This is a genomic window from Lentzea sp. NPDC055074 (assembly GCF_053608005.1).
The window spans coordinates 469,688-485,371 of the sequence record NZ_JBSGUQ010000001.1 but is presented as its reverse complement, the minus strand read 5'-3'; the positions used below and the strand labels follow the sequence as shown (position 1 = coordinate 485,371).

Annotated in this window: 18 protein-coding genes; 8 read left to right on the top strand and 10 right to left on the bottom strand. The window is 70.4% G+C overall.

Going from position 1 to position 15,684, the window contains the following annotated elements; translation table 11 throughout:
* The 3 genes from hsaD to hsaB are packed head-to-tail and all read left to right on the top strand — an operon-like array spanning window position 1 to window position 2,263.
* Window positions 1–813: a 4,5:9,10-diseco-3-hydroxy-5,9,17-trioxoandrosta-1(10),2-diene-4-oate hydrolase gene (hsaD, locus tag ACWF7A_RS02380; RefSeq protein WP_452248591.1), complete on the top strand. Its 813-nt coding sequence runs from the start codon at window positions 1–3 to the stop codon at window positions 811–813.
* The gene (hsaC, locus tag ACWF7A_RS02375) at window positions 810–1,712 is read left to right on the top strand and encodes an iron-dependent extradiol dioxygenase HsaC (RefSeq protein WP_452248590.1); all 903 of its coding nucleotides are present in this window, start codon (window positions 810–812) and stop codon (window positions 1,710–1,712) included. The genes hsaD and hsaC overlap by 4 nt, the downstream gene beginning before the upstream one ends.
* Complete coding sequence (hsaB, locus tag ACWF7A_RS02370) at window positions 1,712–2,263, top strand: 3-hydroxy-9,10-secoandrosta-1,3,5(10)-triene-9,17-dione monooxygenase reductase subunit (protein WP_452248589.1); 552 nt, start codon at window positions 1,712–1,714, stop codon at window positions 2,261–2,263. The genes hsaC and hsaB overlap by 1 nt, the downstream gene beginning before the upstream one ends.
* Here hsaB and ACWF7A_RS02365 read toward each other — a convergent pair.
* Window positions 2,249–3,064: a class I SAM-dependent methyltransferase gene (locus tag ACWF7A_RS02365; protein WP_452248588.1), complete on the bottom strand. Its 816-nt coding sequence runs from the start codon at window positions 3,062–3,064 to the stop codon at window positions 2,249–2,251. The genes hsaB and ACWF7A_RS02365 overlap by 15 nt on opposite strands.
* Before the next feature lie 42 nt (window positions 3,065–3,106).
* Here ACWF7A_RS02365 and ACWF7A_RS02360 point away from each other — a divergent pair, with 42 nt between their 5' ends.
* Window positions 3,107–3,496 (top strand): helix-turn-helix domain-containing protein, encoded by a 390-nt coding sequence (locus ACWF7A_RS02360; RefSeq protein ID WP_452248587.1) that lies wholly within the window; start codon window positions 3,107–3,109, stop codon window positions 3,494–3,496.
* Here ACWF7A_RS02360 and ACWF7A_RS02355 read toward each other — a convergent pair.
* The 5 genes from ACWF7A_RS02355 to ACWF7A_RS02335 form a co-directional block, all read right to left on the bottom strand.
* Complete coding sequence (locus ACWF7A_RS02355) at window positions 3,493–4,455, bottom strand: acyl-CoA dehydrogenase family protein (protein ID WP_452248586.1); 963 nt, start codon at window positions 4,453–4,455, stop codon at window positions 3,493–3,495. The genes ACWF7A_RS02360 and ACWF7A_RS02355 overlap by 4 nt on opposite strands.
* Window positions 4,452–5,036 (bottom strand): acyl-CoA dehydrogenase family protein, encoded by a 585-nt coding sequence (locus ACWF7A_RS02350; RefSeq protein WP_452248585.1) that lies wholly within the window; start codon window positions 5,034–5,036, stop codon window positions 4,452–4,454. Before ACWF7A_RS02350 ends, ACWF7A_RS02355 begins: the two co-directional genes overlap by 4 nt.
* Before the next feature lie 347 nt (window positions 5,037–5,383).
* Window positions 5,384–6,475: an acyl-CoA dehydrogenase family protein gene (locus tag ACWF7A_RS02345; RefSeq protein ID WP_452248584.1), complete on the bottom strand. Its 1,092-nt coding sequence runs from the start codon at window positions 6,473–6,475 to the stop codon at window positions 5,384–5,386.
* The gene (locus ACWF7A_RS02340) at window positions 6,475–7,305 is read right to left on the bottom strand and encodes an enoyl-CoA hydratase (protein WP_452248583.1); all 831 of its coding nucleotides are present in this window, start codon (window positions 7,303–7,305) and stop codon (window positions 6,475–6,477) included. The genes ACWF7A_RS02345 and ACWF7A_RS02340 overlap by 1 nt, the downstream gene beginning before the upstream one ends.
* Complete coding sequence (locus ACWF7A_RS02335; protein WP_452248582.1) at window positions 7,302–8,777, bottom strand: FadD3 family acyl-CoA ligase; 1,476 nt, start codon at window positions 8,775–8,777, stop codon at window positions 7,302–7,304. The genes ACWF7A_RS02340 and ACWF7A_RS02335 overlap by 4 nt, the downstream gene beginning before the upstream one ends.
* Window positions 8,778–8,820: 43 nt before the next feature.
* On the opposite strand from ACWF7A_RS02335, the gene ACWF7A_RS02330 reads away from it, so the two are divergent.
* From ACWF7A_RS02330 to ACWF7A_RS02315, 4 genes are read left to right on the top strand one after another with little or no spacing between them, the layout of a single operon-like run.
* Window positions 8,821–9,891 (top strand): acyl-CoA dehydrogenase family protein, encoded by a 1,071-nt coding sequence (locus tag ACWF7A_RS02330; protein ID WP_452248581.1) that lies wholly within the window; start codon window positions 8,821–8,823, stop codon window positions 9,889–9,891.
* Window positions 9,888–10,631 (top strand): SDR family oxidoreductase, encoded by a 744-nt coding sequence (locus tag ACWF7A_RS02325; RefSeq protein ID WP_452248580.1) that lies wholly within the window; start codon window positions 9,888–9,890, stop codon window positions 10,629–10,631. The genes ACWF7A_RS02330 and ACWF7A_RS02325 overlap by 4 nt, the downstream gene beginning before the upstream one ends.
* A 14-nt stretch (window positions 10,632–10,645) precedes the next feature.
* Window positions 10,646–11,242: a TetR/AcrR family transcriptional regulator gene (locus ACWF7A_RS02320; RefSeq protein WP_452248579.1), complete on the top strand. Its 597-nt coding sequence runs from the start codon at window positions 10,646–10,648 to the stop codon at window positions 11,240–11,242.
* Between the two features lie 24 nt (window positions 11,243–11,266).
* Complete coding sequence (locus ACWF7A_RS02315; protein WP_452248578.1) at window positions 11,267–12,397, top strand: acetyl-CoA C-acetyltransferase; 1,131 nt, start codon at window positions 11,267–11,269, stop codon at window positions 12,395–12,397.
* Here ACWF7A_RS02315 and ACWF7A_RS02310 read toward each other — a convergent pair.
* From ACWF7A_RS02310 to ACWF7A_RS02295, 4 genes are read right to left on the bottom strand one after another with little or no spacing between them, the layout of a single operon-like run.
* Complete coding sequence (locus ACWF7A_RS02310) at window positions 12,381–13,430, bottom strand: NAD(P)H-dependent flavin oxidoreductase (protein ID WP_452248577.1); 1,050 nt, start codon at window positions 13,428–13,430, stop codon at window positions 12,381–12,383. The two genes, ACWF7A_RS02315 and ACWF7A_RS02310, sit on opposite strands and share 17 nt — an antisense overlap.
* Window positions 13,427–14,140, bottom strand: coding sequence for a CoA-transferase subunit beta (locus ACWF7A_RS02305; protein WP_452248576.1), 714 nt, complete (start codon window positions 14,138–14,140; stop codon window positions 13,427–13,429). Before ACWF7A_RS02305 ends, ACWF7A_RS02310 begins: the two co-directional genes overlap by 4 nt.
* Entirely contained in the window at window positions 14,137–14,934 is a 798-nt protein-coding gene (locus ACWF7A_RS02300) for a CoA transferase subunit A (protein ID WP_452248575.1), read from the bottom strand. The genes ACWF7A_RS02305 and ACWF7A_RS02300 overlap by 4 nt, the downstream gene beginning before the upstream one ends.
* A complete protein-coding gene (locus ACWF7A_RS02295; protein WP_452248574.1) occupies window positions 14,909–15,676 on the bottom strand; it encodes an enoyl-CoA hydratase family protein in 768 nt (255 codons plus the stop codon). Before ACWF7A_RS02295 ends, ACWF7A_RS02300 begins: the two co-directional genes overlap by 26 nt.
* Window positions 15,677–15,684 lie beyond the last annotated feature (8 nt).

Here is a 15,684-nt window from a genome sequence, read left to right as displayed (position 1 = left end):
ATGAGCGTGCGGTTGCACTACCACGAGGCGGGGGCGGACAACGCCGAGACGCTGGTCCTGCTGCACGGCGGCGGGCCCGGCGCGTCGGCGCTGTCGAACTTCCGCGCGAACATCCCGGTGTTCGCGAAGTCGTTCCGGGTGTTGGCCGTCGACATGCCGGGCTACGGCCAGTCGGACAAGCCCGCCGAGCACGACCAGTACTTCACCTTCGCCGCCAGGGCGCTGAAGGACCTGCTGGACGACCTGGGGGTCGCGCGGGCGCACATCCTCGGCAACTCGCTCGGCGGCGGCACGGCGGTCCGGTTCGCCCTGGAGTACGGGAAGCGCGCCGGGCGGCTCGTGCTGATGGGGCCGGGCGGGTTGTCGCTCAACGTCTTCTCGCCCGACCCGACCGAGGGCGTGCGCAAGCTCAGCGCGTTCGCCAGGACGCCGACGCGGGAGAAGATCGAGGAGTTCCTGCGGATCATGGTGTTCGACCAGTCGCTGATCACCGAGGAGCTGATCGACGAACGGTTCGAGGCCGCGTCGAACCCGGAGTCGTTGCGCGCCATGGCCGCGCTGGGCCGGTCGTTCTCCGGCCCGGACTTCGAACAGGGCATGCTCTGGCGCGAGGCCTACAAGCTGCGCCAGCGAGTTCTGCTCGTCTGGGGCCGGGAGGACCGGGTCAACCCGCTGGACGGCGCGTTGCTCGCGACGAAGCTCATCCCGCGCGCGCAGCTGCACGTGTTCGGCGGGTGCGGGCACTGGGCACAGCTCGAGAAGTTCGACGAGTTCAACAGGCTCGCCCTCGACTTCCTTACGGAGGCGTCATGAGCATCCGGTCGCTGGGCTATCTCCGCATCGAGGCCACCGACATGGGCCGGTGGCGGGAGTTCGCGCTCAAGGTCCTCGGCATGGTCGAGGGCAAGGGTTCGACGCCCGGTGCTCTCTACCTGCGGATGGACGACTTCCCGGCGCGGCTCGTCATCGTGCCGGGGGAGAAGGACCGCCTGCAGGCCTCCGGCTGGGAGGCCGCCACCGAGGCCGAGCTCGACGAGGTCGCGAAACGCCTGGCGTCGGCCGGTGTCGCGTACGTCGAGGGCTCAGCCGAGGACCTGGCGGAACGGCGGGTCACCGGGCTGATCAGGTTCGAGGACCCGTCCGGGAACACGTTGGAGGTCTTCCACGGCGCGGCCTTGGAACACCGGCGGGTGGTCTCGCCCTACGGGCACCGGTTCGTGACGGAGGAGCAGGGGCTCGGGCACGTCGTGCTGTCCACATCGGACGACGAGGCCGCGCTGCACTTCTACCGCGACGTGCTGGGGTTCCGGCTGCGCGACTCGATGCGCCTGCCACCGCAGTTCGTCGGCAGGCCGGAGGACGGGCCTCCCGCGTGGCTGCGGTTCTTCGGCTGCAACCCGCGCCACCACAGCCTCGCGTTCCTGCCGATGCCGACGCCGAGCGGGATCGTGCACCTGATGGTCGAGGTCGAGAACACCGACGACGTCGGCCTGACGCTGGACCGGGCGTTGCGGCGCAAGGTGCCGATGTCGGCGACGCTGGGCCGGCACGTCAACGACCTGATGCTGTCGTTCTACATGAAGACACCCGGCGGGTTCGACGTCGAGTTCGGCTGCGAGGGACGGCAGGTGTCCGATGAGGACTGGATCGCACGCGAGAGCACGGCGGTGAGCCTGTGGGGACACGACTTCAGCGTTGGCCACCAGAAGTAATGCGGTCAGAAGTAGCTGCCCGCTACCGATCCGTTCTCGGCCACTTCTGCACCGGGGTGACCGTGGTGACCGGCATGTCCGCCGACGGCCCGGTCGGGTTCGCCTGCCAGGCGTTCGCGGCCCTGTCGCTGGACCCTCCGCTGGTCGTGTTCTGTCCACAACGGACCTCGCGCAGCTGGGCCGCGATGGCGTCCGCCGGCTCGTTCTGCGTGAACGTGCTGGCGGAGGACCAGCGGGAGATCTCCACGGTGTTCGGGAGGGCGGGCGCGGACAAGTTCTCCGGGATCTCGTGGACGCCCTCCCCGACCGGTTCCCCGGTGCTCGACGGCGCGCTGACGTGGGTCGACTGCCAGGTCTCCGTCGTGCACGACGCCGGCGACCACCACATGGTCGTCGGCGCCGTCGTCGAGCTCGGCCCGGTGCGCGAGGCGCAGCCGCTGCTGTTCTACCGCGGCCGCTACGCCTCGCACGCCGAGCTGGACAGCCGCGGCTGGTCCGGTGAGGTCCTCGACACCCTGCTGACCTGGCAGCGCCAGTCAGAGTGGAGCTGACGCGGTGACGAGCCAGCAGCCTGCCGGAGCCCGCACCTCGTCCCCGTGCACGAAACCGTCGAACGCGCTCCGGACCTGGTGGAGCATTCCTTCCCGGTCCTGCTCCGGTGCCTCGTTCAGCGCGCGGGCGACCGGGCCGAGGTTGCTCAGGTACGGGACGAGCAGGGACTCGGGGATGGTGCAGGTCCGGTCGAGCGGCGTGATGCCGATCCCCGTCCAGCCGGCCCGGCCGAGCATCGCGCGGGTCTCGTCCGGGTCCGCGAGCGCGTGCGGCCCCGGCCCGTTCGGATCAGGGCCGGGCGCGTCCGGTGCCAGCTTCGCGGCGACCGCGGACGCCGTGGTCATGAACGGGTTCTCGTCCCTGGTCCGCCAGGTGACGAAGCAGAGCTCACCGCCCTCGACCGTGGCGTCGAGCAGGTTCCGGAACGCGGCGGTCGTGTCGTCGAAGAACATGACCCCGAACCGGCTCACCACCAGGTCGAAGGCCTTGTCGAACTCGTGCACCTGCGCGTCGGCCCTCAGGAACTCCGCCTGGCCGCGTGCGCGTGCCGCCTCGAGCATCGACTCGGCGATGTCGACGCCGACGCAGTCCGCGCCGGTGGCCTCCGCGATCGCCCTGGTGACCGCGCCCGTGCCGCAGCCGACGTCGAGAACCCTGGTGCGCGGCCGTTCCCGGGCGGCCTCCACCAGCACGTCCTGGAAGGGCTCGAGCATCAGGCCCACGATGTCCTGCGCCTGCGCCCAGCCCTGCCCGGCGGAGTTCCACCAGGCGGCCTGCGCGCTGTTCGCCTCAGATGTCATGCTCCTACCGTCCTACTTCAAGTCGGCTTGAGGTCAAGTGTCGTGGACTCTCCCGAGATCGGCATCGGCGAGGTGGTCCGCCGTTCGGGCGTACCCGCCTCCACCCTGCGCTACTACGAGGAGCGCGGCCTGATCGCGTCCGTGCGGCGGCAGGGCCTGACCCGCGTGTTCTCCCCGGCAGTGCTGGAACAGCTGGCGTTGATCGCCGTCTGCCGCACGGCCGGGTTCTCCCTCGACGAGATCACGCTGATGTTCTCGCCGGACGGCCGCCCGTCGCCGAACCGCGAGATGCTCGCCGCCAAGGCCGACGAGCTGGACGTGACGATCCGCAAGCTCGCCGTGATGCGCGACGACCTGCGGCACGCGGCGGCGTGCCCGGCGCCGACGCACCTGGAGTGCCCGACGTTCCGCCGCGTGCTGGGGCAGGCCTAGGCGATCTTGGCTCGCAGCCGTTCGAGGTGCACGGCCGGACTGCCGAACAGCTGCCCGCTGCCGTGCGCCCGCTTGAGGTACAGATGTGCGTCGTGCTCCCAGGTGATCGCGATGCCGCCGTGCAGCTGGACCATCTCGGCGGCGACCTTGAAGAGCGCCTCCGAGCAGTAGACCTTCGCCACCGCCGCCGAGATCTCGTCGGTGACGGCTCCTGCCGCCGACCTGGCCGTCTCGACGAGCACGTGCAGGTCGGCCATGCGGTGCTTCAGGGCCTGGAACGAGCCGATGGGCTTGCCGAACTGGACCCTGGTCTTCGTGTGCTCCACGGTGAGTTCGAGGGCTCGCGCGGCGGTGCCGACCTGTTCCGCCGCCAGCGCGGCCAGCGCGACGTCACGCACCTCCGGCGCCCAACGGCCCAGACGGGTGACTTCCGCTCGGCCGAGGTCGATCGTGGCGAGACGGCGGGTCTGATCCATCGTCGGGGTGTGCTCGCGGGGCACGCCCGGCCCGACCTCGTACAGGTCGTTGCCGTCGGAAGCCAGGAGGATCTCGGCGTGGTCGCCGTCGAGGACGTACCGCGCTGGAGCGTCGAGGCTGGTCCGGCCGTTGTCCCACGGCCAGATCAGCGTGGCGACGGTTCCTTCCGCGATCCGCGGTAGCAACCGCTCGCACGCCTCCTCGTTCCCCGTGGCCAGGAGCGCTTGGGCTGCCAGCGTCGAGGCCAGCAGCGGTGACGGGGTGAGGCTGCGGCCGAGTTCTTCCAGCGCGATGTGGGTTTCCGCGAGGGTCGCGCCCGATCCGCCGTACTGCTCGGGGATCGGGAGCACGCCGATGTCGGTGAGGCGGGCCCACACGTCCTTGTCGTAGCCGTGCGGGGTCTCGATGGCCGCGCGGACGTCCGAGTGCCTGTCGAGCAGGCTGCGGACGGCGTCCCTGAGCGCGAGTCGTTCCGGTGTCACAACGCCTCCAGCACACGTGCGCGGTGCATCGACGGACTGCCCCACGCCGTGCGCAGGGCTCGGGTCTGCAACAGGAACCGGCCTAGCTCGTGCTCGGCGGTATAACCGATGGCGCCGTGCACCTGCAACGCGGCACGCGCGGCCTGCCAGGCGGCGTCCGAGGTGGCGACCTTGGCGGCCGAGACGTCCCTCGGGCTCATCGTGACCGCCGCGCCGAAGACCAGCGGGCGGGCGAGTTCGAGTCCTATCAGGACGTTCGCGAGGTGGTGCTTGACCGCCTGGAACTGGCCGACGGGCTGGCCGAACTGGGCGCGGGCCTTGGCGTGGGCGGTGGTCAGTTCGAGCATCGCCCGGCCCAGGCCGAGGAGTTGGGCCGAGCAGGTGAGGACGCCGAGGTCGAACGCTCGGGCGGCCGGGACGCCGGTGGCGATGACCTGGCCGGCGGAGAGGTCGACGAGGCGGCGGGACGGGTCCACGGACTCGAGCTCGGTGGTGGGAGTGGCCTCGCGGAGGATGTCGCCCTCGACGAGGAGGTAGCGGTCGGCCGCGGCGGCGTGGGGGACGAGGGGTGGGAAGGCCACGGAGCAGGTCGCCCCGCCAGCCCCAGCCCCAGCTCCGGTCCCAGCTCCGGTCCCAGCCCCAGCTCCGGCCCCAGCTCCCGTCCCAGCTCCGGCTCTAACTCCGGCTCCAGCTCCGGTCCCAGCTCCGGCCCCAACTCCCGCTCCACCCATCAGCGCCGGCACCACAGCCAGCGACTCGATCAGCGGTCCCGCCACCGCGTGGTGCCCCACCTCCTCGAACACCACCACGAGGTCGACGGGGTCCGTCACCTCGTCCACCCCGAGCGAGGCCAGGTCCGTCTTCCCCGCCCCCAGGAAGTCGTGCAGCACCGAGGCGAAGTCCGTCTGCTCCGACGACAGCGTGAACATCATCGCGGCAGCCCCAGGAGTCGTTCGGCGATCACGTTGCGCTGGATCTCGTTGGTACCGGCGTAGATCGGCCCGGACAGCGAGAACAGGAACCCGTCCCGCCACCTCGGCGCGACCTCGCCGAGCAGGTCCAGTGCGGTCTCGTGGATCGCGACGTCCAGCTCGGACCAGAACACCTTCGTGACGCTGGCGGCAGGCCCGCTCAACGGCTGCGCGAGCGCGCCGAACGTGTGCAGCCGATAGGCCTGCGCGCCGATCCACGCGTCCACGACGCGGTCGCGCAGCGCCGGGTCCGGGTTCTTGCGGTACAGCTCGACCAGCCGGGCCGCCGCGGCGGTGAAACGGCCTGGGCTGCGCAGGGTCAGGCCGCGCTCGTTGCCCGCCGTGCTCATGGCCACTCGCCAGCCGTCGCCCACCTCGCCCACGACGTCGTGGTCCGGCACGAAAACGTCGTCGAGGAAGATCTCCGCGAAGCCCGGTTCGCCGTCGAGCTGGTCGATCGGGCGGACGGTGACCCCGTCGGCCCGCAGGTCGAAGAGCAGGTAGGTCAGGCCCTTGTGGCGTTCGCCGGGGCCGGTGCGGAACAGGCCGAACGCCCGGTCCGCGAACGTCGCGCGCGAGCTCCAGGTCTTCTGGCCGCGCAGCAGCCAGCCGCCGTCGCACCGGACCGCCGTGCTGCGCAACGAGGCGAGGTCGGAGCCGGCCTCCGGTTCGGACCAGGCCTGGGCCCACACCACGTCGGCGCGCGCCATCGAGGGCAGGATGCGGGCGCGTTGCTCGTCGGTGCCGTGCGCGAACAACGTCGGTGCCAGCAGGAAGATGCCGTTCTGCGAGACGCGGCCGGGTGCGCCCGAGGCGTGGTACTCCTCCTCGAACACCAGCCACTGCAGCAACGAGGCCTCCCGGCCGCCGAAAGCGCTGGGCCAGGAGACCACCGACAGTCGTTCGGCGGCCAGCAGCCGTTCCCACTCCCGGTGCTCCGCGAAACCCTCGGCGGTGTCCATCGAGGACAGCGGACGGACGTGCGCGGCCAGCCAGTCCCGCACCTCGGCCTGGAACTCCAGCGTCGGGGCGTCCAGCGCGAGGTCCATCAGCCGGAGGCCTTCTTCATCGCACGGGCGTCCATGCCGGCCAGCGCGTCGGAGCTCACCTCGGCGTTGTGCGCGTGCGCGAAGTGGTGCAGTCCGAACACCGAGTCCATCCCGGCGCGCATGCCCATCAGGTCCTCGGACTGGTTGACCGCCTTCTTCGCCAGCGCCAGGCCGAACCGCGGCATCGCCGTGATGCGCGAGGCCAACTGGAAGGTGGACTCCTCCAGCTCCGGCCGCGGCACGACGCGCGAGACCATGCCCCACTCGTACGCGCGCTGCGCCGAGAACCGGTCGCCGGTGAACAACACCTCCTTGGCGGCACGGGGACCCAGCATCCACGGGTGCGCGAAGTACTCGACGCCGGGAATCCCCATGCGCACAACGGGATCGGCGAAGAACGCGTCCTCGGCGGCCACGATCAGGTCGCACACCCAGGCGAGCATCAGGCCACCGGCGACGCACGCGCCCTGCACCATCGCGATCGTCGGCTTCGGGATCTCCCGCCACCGCCGGCACATGCCGAGGTAGACCTCCATCTCGCGGGCGAACCGGAGGTCACCGCCCTCGCGGCCGACGTGGTCCCACCACATCACGGCCCTGCGCTCGAAGGACCTGTCGACGTCACGCCCGGGAGAGCCGATGTCGTGGCCCGCGGAGAAGTGGTCGCCGGCGCCCGCCAGGACGATCACCTTGACCTCGTCGTCGTCCACCGCGCGGGTGAAGGCCTCGTCCAACGCGTAGGTCATCGCCGAGTTCTGCGCGTTGCGGTACTCCGGGCGGTTCATGGTCACGACGGCGACCGCGTCCCGCCGCTCATACGAGACTGTCACGCGTTCTCCTTGCGCAGTTGGATTTTGAGGACCTTGCCCATGGCGTTGCGGGGGAGCGCGGGATGGAACTCGACGGCGCGCGGCACCTTGTAGTTCGCGAGCCGCTCCTTGCAGAACGCGATCACCTCGTCCGCCGACAGCGAGGAGCCGGGCGCCGTGACGACGTGCGCCACCCCGACCTCGCCGAGCCGTGCGTCGGCCGTCCCGACGACGGCCGACTCCGCGACTCCCGGCAGCCGGGCCAGCGCCTGCTCGATCTCGGCGGGGTAGACGTTGAACCCGCCGCAGATGTACATGTCCTTGAGCCGGTCGGTGATCGAGAGGTAGCCGCGTTCGTCGATCCTCCCGACGTCCCCGGTGTGCAGCCAGTCGTCGGCGTCGATCGCGGCGGCGGTGGCCTCCGGGTCGTCGAGGTAGCCGAGCATCACGTTCGGGCCGCGCAACAGCACCTCGTCCTGCACGCCCAGCCTCAGTTCGAACCCGGCCATCGGCGCGCCGCACGTGTGCGCGACGGTCTCCGGTGAGTCACCGGGCCGGCACATGGTGGCGACGACGGCCTCGGTCAGCCCGTACGCGGTCAGCACGGTCAGCGAGAGCTCCGCCCGCATCCGTTCGATCAGCACCACGGGCACGACCGCCGCGCCGGTGACCGCCAGCCGCAGGCTCGACAGGTCGAACGAGGCGCGCTCGGGGTGGTCGAGCAGCGCCTGGAAGATCGTCGGCGGCCCGGGCAGCACGGTGATCCGTTCCCGTTCGATCAGCCGCATGGTCTCGACGACGTCGAACACCGGCTGCGGCACGATCGCCGCGCCCGTCAGCAGGCAGGCCAAGATGCCTGCCTTGTAACCGAAGGTGTGGAAGAAGGGGTTGACGATCAGGTAGCGGTCCGCGGCCGTCAGCTCACCGCAGGACGCCCAGGCCTCGGCGACCCCGAGCGACTGCCTGTGCGCGCTCATCGCGCCCTTGCTGCGTCCGGTGGTGCCCGACGTGTACATGACGTCGCACAGCTGATCCTCCGACAGCGCGGGAAGATCGACCTCGGACGCGACCCACGACGCCGGTAACCGCACCACGGCCGGGAGGTCCGGCGACAACGCCCGCAGCTCATCCTCGCGGTCACGCCCGAGGAACTCGCCCTCCACGACCAGCACGCGCGCGGCACTGCGCCGCACCACGTCCAGCGTCTCGGTCGCGGTGAACCGCGTGTTGATCGGCACCAGCGCGGCGCCCGCGTGCAACGCACCGAGCGCCGCGACCACCCACTGCGCCGAGTTGGGCGCGCACAACGCCACCCGGTCGCCGGGCCGCACGCCCATCCCCGCGAGCGCGCGGGCGGCGTCCCGCACCGCCGAGCGCAGCTCCAGCCAGCTGAGGCGAACCTCCCCGTCCACCAACGCCTCCGCGTCGATGTACGAAGCAGCGGCGCGGTCGAGCGCGGCTGAAACCGTTTGCCTGCTTGGAACGTTCGACACGACGCCCTCCAAAGCAAGTGCTTGGTAGGTTAGAGTATGGCCCATGGAGTCCTTCCGGCGCGAGGTGCGGGAATGGTTGTCCGCCAACCTCGTCGGTGAGTTCGCTGAGCTGCGCGGCCTGGGTGGACCGGGGCGCGAGCACGAGGCGTTCGAGGGGCGGCTGCGGTGGCACCGGCATCTCGCACGGAGCGGGTGGACGTGCCTCGGCTGGCCCGGCGAGCGCAGCGTGGAGGAGCAGGTCGTCTTCCACGAGGAGTACGCGGAGGCCGACGCCCCGGCGAAGGTCGACATCGTCGGCGAGGGTCTGCTCGGGCCGACGCTCGTCGCGTTCGGCACGCCGGAGCAGAAGGCGCGCTTCCTGCCGAAGATCCGCTCGCTCGACGAGCTGTGGTGCCAGGGCTACTCGGAACCGGGCGCGGGCTCAGACCTCGCGTCGGTGCGGACGAGAGCCACCCTCGAAGGCGACCGGTGGGTGATCAACGGTCAGAAGATCTGGACGTCGAACGCGCACTACTCCGACTGGATCTTCGTGCTGTGCCGCACCGAACCGGGCTCCCAGCGGCACAAGGGCCTGTCGTACCTGTTGGTGCCCATGGACCAGCCGGGCGTCGAGGTGCGGCCGATCCGCCAGCTCACCGGCACGTCCGAGTTCAACGAGGTCTTCTTCGACGGCGCCGTGACGGCACGCGAGAACGTCGTCGGCGAGCCCGGCGAGGGCTGGAAGATCGCCATGGCCACCCTGGGCTTCGAACGCGGCACCGCGATGCTCGGCCACCAGGTGAGCTTCCGCCGCCAGCTCGACGCGATCATGGCGAACAGCGACGACGAGCGGCTCACCAGGGCGTGGCTCGAACTGCACGTCATGCGCTCGCACACGATGAGGACCCTGAACGACGAACCGGGCCCGGAGGCGTCCGTGCTGAAGCTGTTCTGGGGGAGCTGGCACCGCAGGCTCGGCGAGCTCGCGATGGACTCCCTCGGCCCCGAGTCGATGATCGACGACAACGAGTGGCAGCGGCTGTTCCTGTTCAGCCGCGCGGAGACGATCTACGGCGGCTCCGACGAGATCCAGCGCGAGATCATCGCCCACCGCGTCCTGGGCCTGCCCCGATGACCGGCCACGACCTGCTCCGGGACAAGATCGTGGTGGTCACGGCCGCGGCGGGCACCGGCATCGGGAGCGCGACCGCGAAGCGCTGCCTCGAAGAGGGCGCCACCGTGATCATCAGCGACTGGCACGAGCGCCGCCTCGAGGAGACCCACGAGGCCCTCGGCACCGCGCACGCCATCCCGTGCGACGTCACGAACGAAGAGCAGGTGCAGCGGCTCGTCGACGAGACGGTCGAGCGCTACGGCCGCATCGACGTGATGGTCAACAACGCCGGCCTCGGCGGCGAGAAGTCCGTGCTGGACATGGCCGACGACGAGTGGGCGCGCGTCCTCGACGTCACGTTGAACGGCACGTTCCGCTGCACCAGGGCCGCACTACGCCAAATGGTCGTCCAACGAAGCGGTGTCGTCGTTAACAACTCCAGTGTGATCGGCTGGCGCGCTCAGAGGGGTCAAGCCCATTACGCCGCAGCGAAAGCGGGAGTCATGGCGCTGACCAGGTGCGCGGCGATGGACGTCGCCGAGCACGGCATCCGGGTGAACGCGGTCGCCCCGAGCTTGGCGGCGCACCCGTTCCTGGCCAAGGTCACCAGTGAGGAGTTGCTGACGGAACTGGCGTCCCGAGAGGCTTTCGGGCGCGCCGCCGAGCCCTGGGAGGTCGCGAATGTGATCGTGTTCCTCGCCAGCGACTACTCGTCCTACCTGACGGGCGAGGTCGTCTCGGTGAGCAGTCAGCACCCGTGAGGAAAGTAGGACCGGTGAGCACGAGAAGGCAGGAACTGCTCGCGTTGGCGGCGAAGATGTTCGCCGAACGCGGGTACGGGCAGACGACCGTGCGCGACATCGCGGACGCGGCGGGCATCCTGTCCGGCAGCCTGTACCACCACTTCGACTCGAAGGAGTCGATGGTGGACGAGATCCTGCGGACCTTCCTGGACGAGCTGTTCACGCGGTACCGCGAGGTCGTCGAGGCGGGCGTGGGCCCGAAGCAGACGCTGAAAGCGCTGGTGGTGGCGTCGTTCGAGGCGATCGACACCCGCCACGCCGCCGTCGCGATCTACCAGAACGAGGCCAAGCACCTCACCGGGCTGGAGCGGTTCTCCTACATCGACGACCGCAGCGTGGAGTTCCGCAAGCTGTGGACGGTGCTGCTGGAGGAGGGCATGAGCGCGGGCGTGTTCCGCGCCGACCTCGACGTCGACGTGGCGTACCGGTTCATCCGCGACACGGTGTGGGTGGCCGTGCGGTGGTACCGGCCGGACGGCGGGCTGTCGGCGGAGGCGGTCGCCGACCAGTACCTCGCGATCCTGCTCGACGGCATCGCCACGGGCCGCCGGAAGAACTCCAAGACGTAGCAAGGACGTAGAAGGAGGGCCCTCGTGGCCGAGGCGTACATCATCGAGGCTGTGCGGACCCCGGCGGGCAGGCGTGGTGGCGAGCTGAGCCACGTGCACCCCGCGGATCTCGGCGCGCACGTGATCACGGCGCTGCTCAACCGTGTCGACGTCGATCCCACCGACGTGGACGACGTGATCTTCGGCTGCGTGGACACGGTCGGCCCGCAGGCCGGCGACATCGCGCGCACGTCCTGGCTGGCCGCGGGGTTCCCGGAGCAGGTGCCGGGCGTGACGGTCGACCGGCAGTGCGGGTCGAGCCAGCAGGCGCTGCACTTCGCGGCGCAGGCGGTGATGAGCGGCACGGCCGACGTCGTCGTCGCGGGCGGCGTGCAGAACATGTCGCAGGTGCCGATCGGCTCGGCCATGACCGTGAGCCCGTTCGAGGGCTGCGAGGGCTGGCAGCACCGCTACGGCGACGAGGAGGTCAGCCAGTTCCGCGCGGCCGACCTGATCGCCGTGCGGTGGGACCTGTCGCGCCGGGAGATGGAGGAGTTCGCGCTGCAGAGCCATCTGCGGGCGATCACCGCTATCAAGGAGGGCCGGTTCGACCGCGAGATCGCGCCGGTGAACGGGGTCGCGGCCGACGAGTGCCCGCGCCCGGACACCAGCGCGGAGAAGATGGCGAAGCTCCAGCCGTTGCGGCCCGGCGGACGGACGACGGCGGCGTTGTCGTCGCAGATCTCCGACGGCGCCTCGGCGGTGCTGGTGGTGTCGGAACAGGCGGTGCGCGAGCACAAGCTCACCCCGCGGGCCCGTGTGCACCACATGTCCGCCCGCGGCTCCGACCCGATCTACATGCTGACCGCGCCGATCCGGGCGACGAAGTACGCGCTGGAACGGGCCGGTATGTCCATTGCGGACATCGACCTGTTCGAGATCAACGAGGCGTTCGCGTCGGTGGCGCTGGCGTGGGCCAAGGAGCTGAAGATCGACCTGGGCCGCGTGAACGTCAACGGGGGAGCGCTCGCCCTGGGGCACCCGATCGGCGCGACCGGTACGAAGCTCTTCACGACGTTGCTGCACGAGCTGGAGCGGACGGGCGGCCGGTACGGGCTGCAGACCATGTGCGAGGGCGGCGGTCAGGCGAACGTGACGATCATCGAACGTCTCTGAGCCGGTCGATCGCCGCCTCGGCGTCCTTCACGATCGTCTCGATCAGGTCCGCGCACGTCGGCAGGTCGCCGAGCAGTCCGGCGACCTGGCCCGACGCGAGCACACCCGCGTCGGTGCGGCCCTCGACCAGGCCGGCGCGCAGCAGCATCGGCGTGTTCGCGGCCATGATCACCTGCGACCACGTGAGGTCCTTGCCGTGCTTCATCGCGAGGCCCTCGCGGATCATCGCGCGCCAGCTCAGCCCGGTGTGCTGCCGGAACCTGGCCGCGTTCGTCACGGCCCGCGCGAGGCCGCTGACGCGTCCGGACTGCTCGAGGTGCTCGACCAGATCGCTGCGCAGGACCCGGTGCGGCAGGCCGTCGACGCGCGTGGTGACGACCGTGCCGTTCAGATCCCTTTGCAGGTAAGCCTGTTTCACCGCGTCCGGGACCGTGCTCTCCTGGGTGAGCAGGAACCGGGTGCCCATCGCGATGCCCGCCGCGCCGTACGCCAGCGCGGCGGCCAGGCCCCGTCCGTCGAAGAAGCCCCCTGCCGCGACCACCGGGATGTCCACGGCGTCCAGCACGCTCGGGAGCAGCAGGGTCGTCGCGACGCCGCCCGTGTGACCGCCGCCCTCACCGCCCTGGACGATCACCGCGTGGGCGCCCCACTTCGCGACCTTCTCGGCGTGCCGGGCCGCGCCGATCGACGGGATGACGACCACCCCGGCGTCGTCGAGCTTCGCGATCATGTCCGGTTTCGGGGCCAGCGCGAAGGAAGCGACCTTCACCTGTTCGCGGATCAGCAGGTCGATGCGCTCCGGTGCGTCGTGCGCGTCGGCCCTGAGGTTCACGCCGAACGGCGCGGTCGTGCGGGAGCGGGTCTCCTTGATCGCGGCTTCCAGCTCCGGGTAGGTCATGGTGGCCGAGGCGAGGATGCCGAGCCCGCCCGCCTCGGCGGTCGCGGACACCAGCCGTGGCCCCGCGACCCAGCCCATCCCGGTCTGCACGACCGGGTGCCGCACGCCGACCAGATCCGTCAGCGCGGTCCTCACGACGGAACCTCCTTGTCCCGCTTGCCACCCGGATCGAGCTTCGTCCTGATCAGCTCGAGCTCCTCGTCGGTCGGGAGCCGGGTCTCGACCACGTCCTCGGCCACGAGCGGGAACGACGTCTGCTTCCGCACCTCGTCGACCGACACCCCGGGGTGCACGGAGAGGATGCGCATCGAGTGGTCCGGGGTGTCGAAGCCGAGCACGGCCAGGTTCGTGACGACGCGGTGGACGTCGTGGAACGGCCCGGCGGCCCTGTCGTAGCCGACGCCGGACACCACGTCCACGGCCTCGACGAGAACGCGCGTGCTGTGCCGCGGCACCCAGTAGCTGGTGCGGTGGTTGACGGTGTTGCCCGGCGCGCCCCGGAAGCCGAGGAGCTGGCGGGTGGGCCGCGCGTGGTCGCCGATCGCGGAGATGTTCTGGTTGCCGAACCTGTCGACCTGGTTCGCGCCCATCACCACGTGCCGGCGGCCGTGCGCGACGACGTCGAACACCTTCCGGTACGGCAGCCAGCCCTCGACGGCGGACTCGGGCGTGAGCAGGAACGCCTCGCCGTCGCTCAGCAGCAGGTCCGGTTCGGTGGTGAGGCGGGCGAGTTTGGCGCCTAGTGATGGGATGAGGCCCATCGGGCTGGCGAGCGTCTCCCCGGCACCGAGGAACAGGTCGGCGCAGGCCGCGACGCAGACTTCGGCTCGCGTGATGTCGCTCATCCCAGGAACCTCTCGTAGAACTCCGGCCAGGCCTCCAGGTCGGACGCGGCGGTGGCGTACTCGCGTTGGAGGGCCTCGTCACGGCCGTAGTCGGGCACGCAACTCGTGAACCCCGCACCGCCCGGCGCCTCCACCACGCCGTCGACCATCATCCGGTTGAGCAGCAACGTCTGCGGCGGTCCGTCGAACGTCTCCACGATCTGCTCGCACGAGACGTAACGCCGGTCCGCGGCCAGGCAGAACAGGTCGTCGAAGTACGGGTCGGGCCCGAGGTACTGGGCGTTGCCGTGCTTGTCCGCGCGGTTGAGGTGCACCAACGCGACGTCGAGCTTCAACGCCGGCATGGCGACGAGCTCCTCACCGTCGTCGTACGGCGATCGCACTGTCTTGAGCTCCGGCGCGTACTTCAGCACGTCCGACCCGAGTCCCGCCCTGATCGGCAGGAACGGCAGCCGGTGGCCCGCCGCCCGCAACCCGGTCTGGAACATGCCCTCGTCCAGCTCCAGCACCTCGATCGCGCCGGTCTCGCGCGCCCGTTTGAACCACGGGTCGTACGGGATCGAGTCGAGTGAGACGAAGCCGTAGACGAGCTTGCGGACCTTGCCCGCCGCGCACAGCAGACCGGCGTCCGCGCCGCCGTACGTGACGACCGTCAGGTCCTTCACCGGCGACCGCAGCAGGGCTTTGACCAGGGTCATCGGCTTGCGCCGCGAGCCCCAACCGCCGATGCCGACGGTCATCCCGTCCTTGATGCCGCCGACGACCTCGTCAGCTGTCATTCGCTTGTCGCGCATGGTTTCCGTCCAGGAAGGTCTGCCGGGCGTGGTCCGACACACCGGTGAGGTTCAGCTCGAAGGTGAAGCCCTGCTCGAAGCGGTAGCTCTGGTGCACGCGCTGCGGGTCGATGCCGTTGATGGCCTCCTTGGCCGCGCGGATCACCGACGTGTCCTTCTTCGCGATCTCCTCGGCGATCTCGCGGGCCGCGTCGTCGAGCCGCGCGCGGGGCACGACCTCGACCACACTGCCGTGGTGGTGCAGGGTTTGCGCGCTGACGTTGCGCGCCGTGTAGTACAGGGTCCGCATGAGGTGTTGCGGGACGAGCCGGGTGAGGTGCGTGGCCGCGCCCAACGCCCCTCGGTCGACCTCGGGCAGCCCGAACGTGGCGTCGTCGGACGCGACGATGATGTCCGCGTTGCCCACCAGTCCCACGCCGCCACCGAGGCAGAAGCCGTTCACCGCGGCGATCACAGGGACCTCGCAGTCGTACACGGCCGCGAAAGCCTTGGCGCACCCCCGATTGGCCGCCACGAGCGCGTTGTAGCCCTCGGCGCGCTGGATCTCCTTGAGGTCGACGCCCGCGCAGAAGCCGCGGTTCTCGGCCCTCAGGATCACCACCCGCGCCTCCGGGTCCTCACCCGCGGCCGTGACGGCCTTGGCCAGCTCGAACCAGCCCTGCGACGGGATGGCGTTGACCGGGGGATAGTCGACGGTGACCTCGATGATGCCGTTTTCGGTGTGGCTGCTGGAGATTCCCATGGAGCCGC

Excerpts from the sequence above, each read along its gene's own strand:
- hsaD (WP_452248591.1), top strand. The coding sequence starts at position 1 with ATGAGCGTGCGGTTGCACTACCACGAGGCGGGGGCGGACAACGCCGAG.
- hsaC (WP_452248590.1), top strand. The coding sequence starts at position 810 with ATGAGCATCCGGTCGCTGGGCTATCTCCGCATCGAGGCCACCGACATG.
- hsaB (WP_452248589.1), top strand. The coding sequence starts at position 1,712 with ATGCGGTCAGAAGTAGCTGCCCGCTACCGATCCGTTCTCGGCCACTTC.
- ACWF7A_RS02365 (WP_452248588.1), bottom strand. The coding sequence starts at position 3,064 with ATGACATCTGAGGCGAACAGCGCGCAGGCCGCCTGGTGGAACTCCGCC.
- ACWF7A_RS02345 (WP_452248584.1), bottom strand. The coding sequence starts at position 6,475 with ATGGACCTCGCGCTGGACGCCCCGACGCTGGAGTTCCAGGCCGAGGTG.
- ACWF7A_RS02330 (WP_452248581.1), top strand. The coding sequence starts at position 8,821 with ATGGAGTCCTTCCGGCGCGAGGTGCGGGAATGGTTGTCCGCCAACCTC.
- ACWF7A_RS02325 (WP_452248580.1), top strand. The coding sequence starts at position 9,888 with ATGACCGGCCACGACCTGCTCCGGGACAAGATCGTGGTGGTCACGGCC.
- ACWF7A_RS02305 (WP_452248576.1), bottom strand. The coding sequence starts at position 14,140 with ATGAGCGACATCACGCGAGCCGAAGTCTGCGTCGCGGCCTGCGCCGAC.
- ACWF7A_RS02300 (WP_452248575.1), bottom strand. The coding sequence starts at position 14,934 with ATGCGCGACAAGCGAATGACAGCTGACGAGGTCGTCGGCGGCATCAAG.
- ACWF7A_RS02295 (WP_452248574.1), bottom strand. The coding sequence starts at position 15,676 with ATGGGAATCTCCAGCAGCCACACCGAAAACGGCATCATCGAGGTCACC.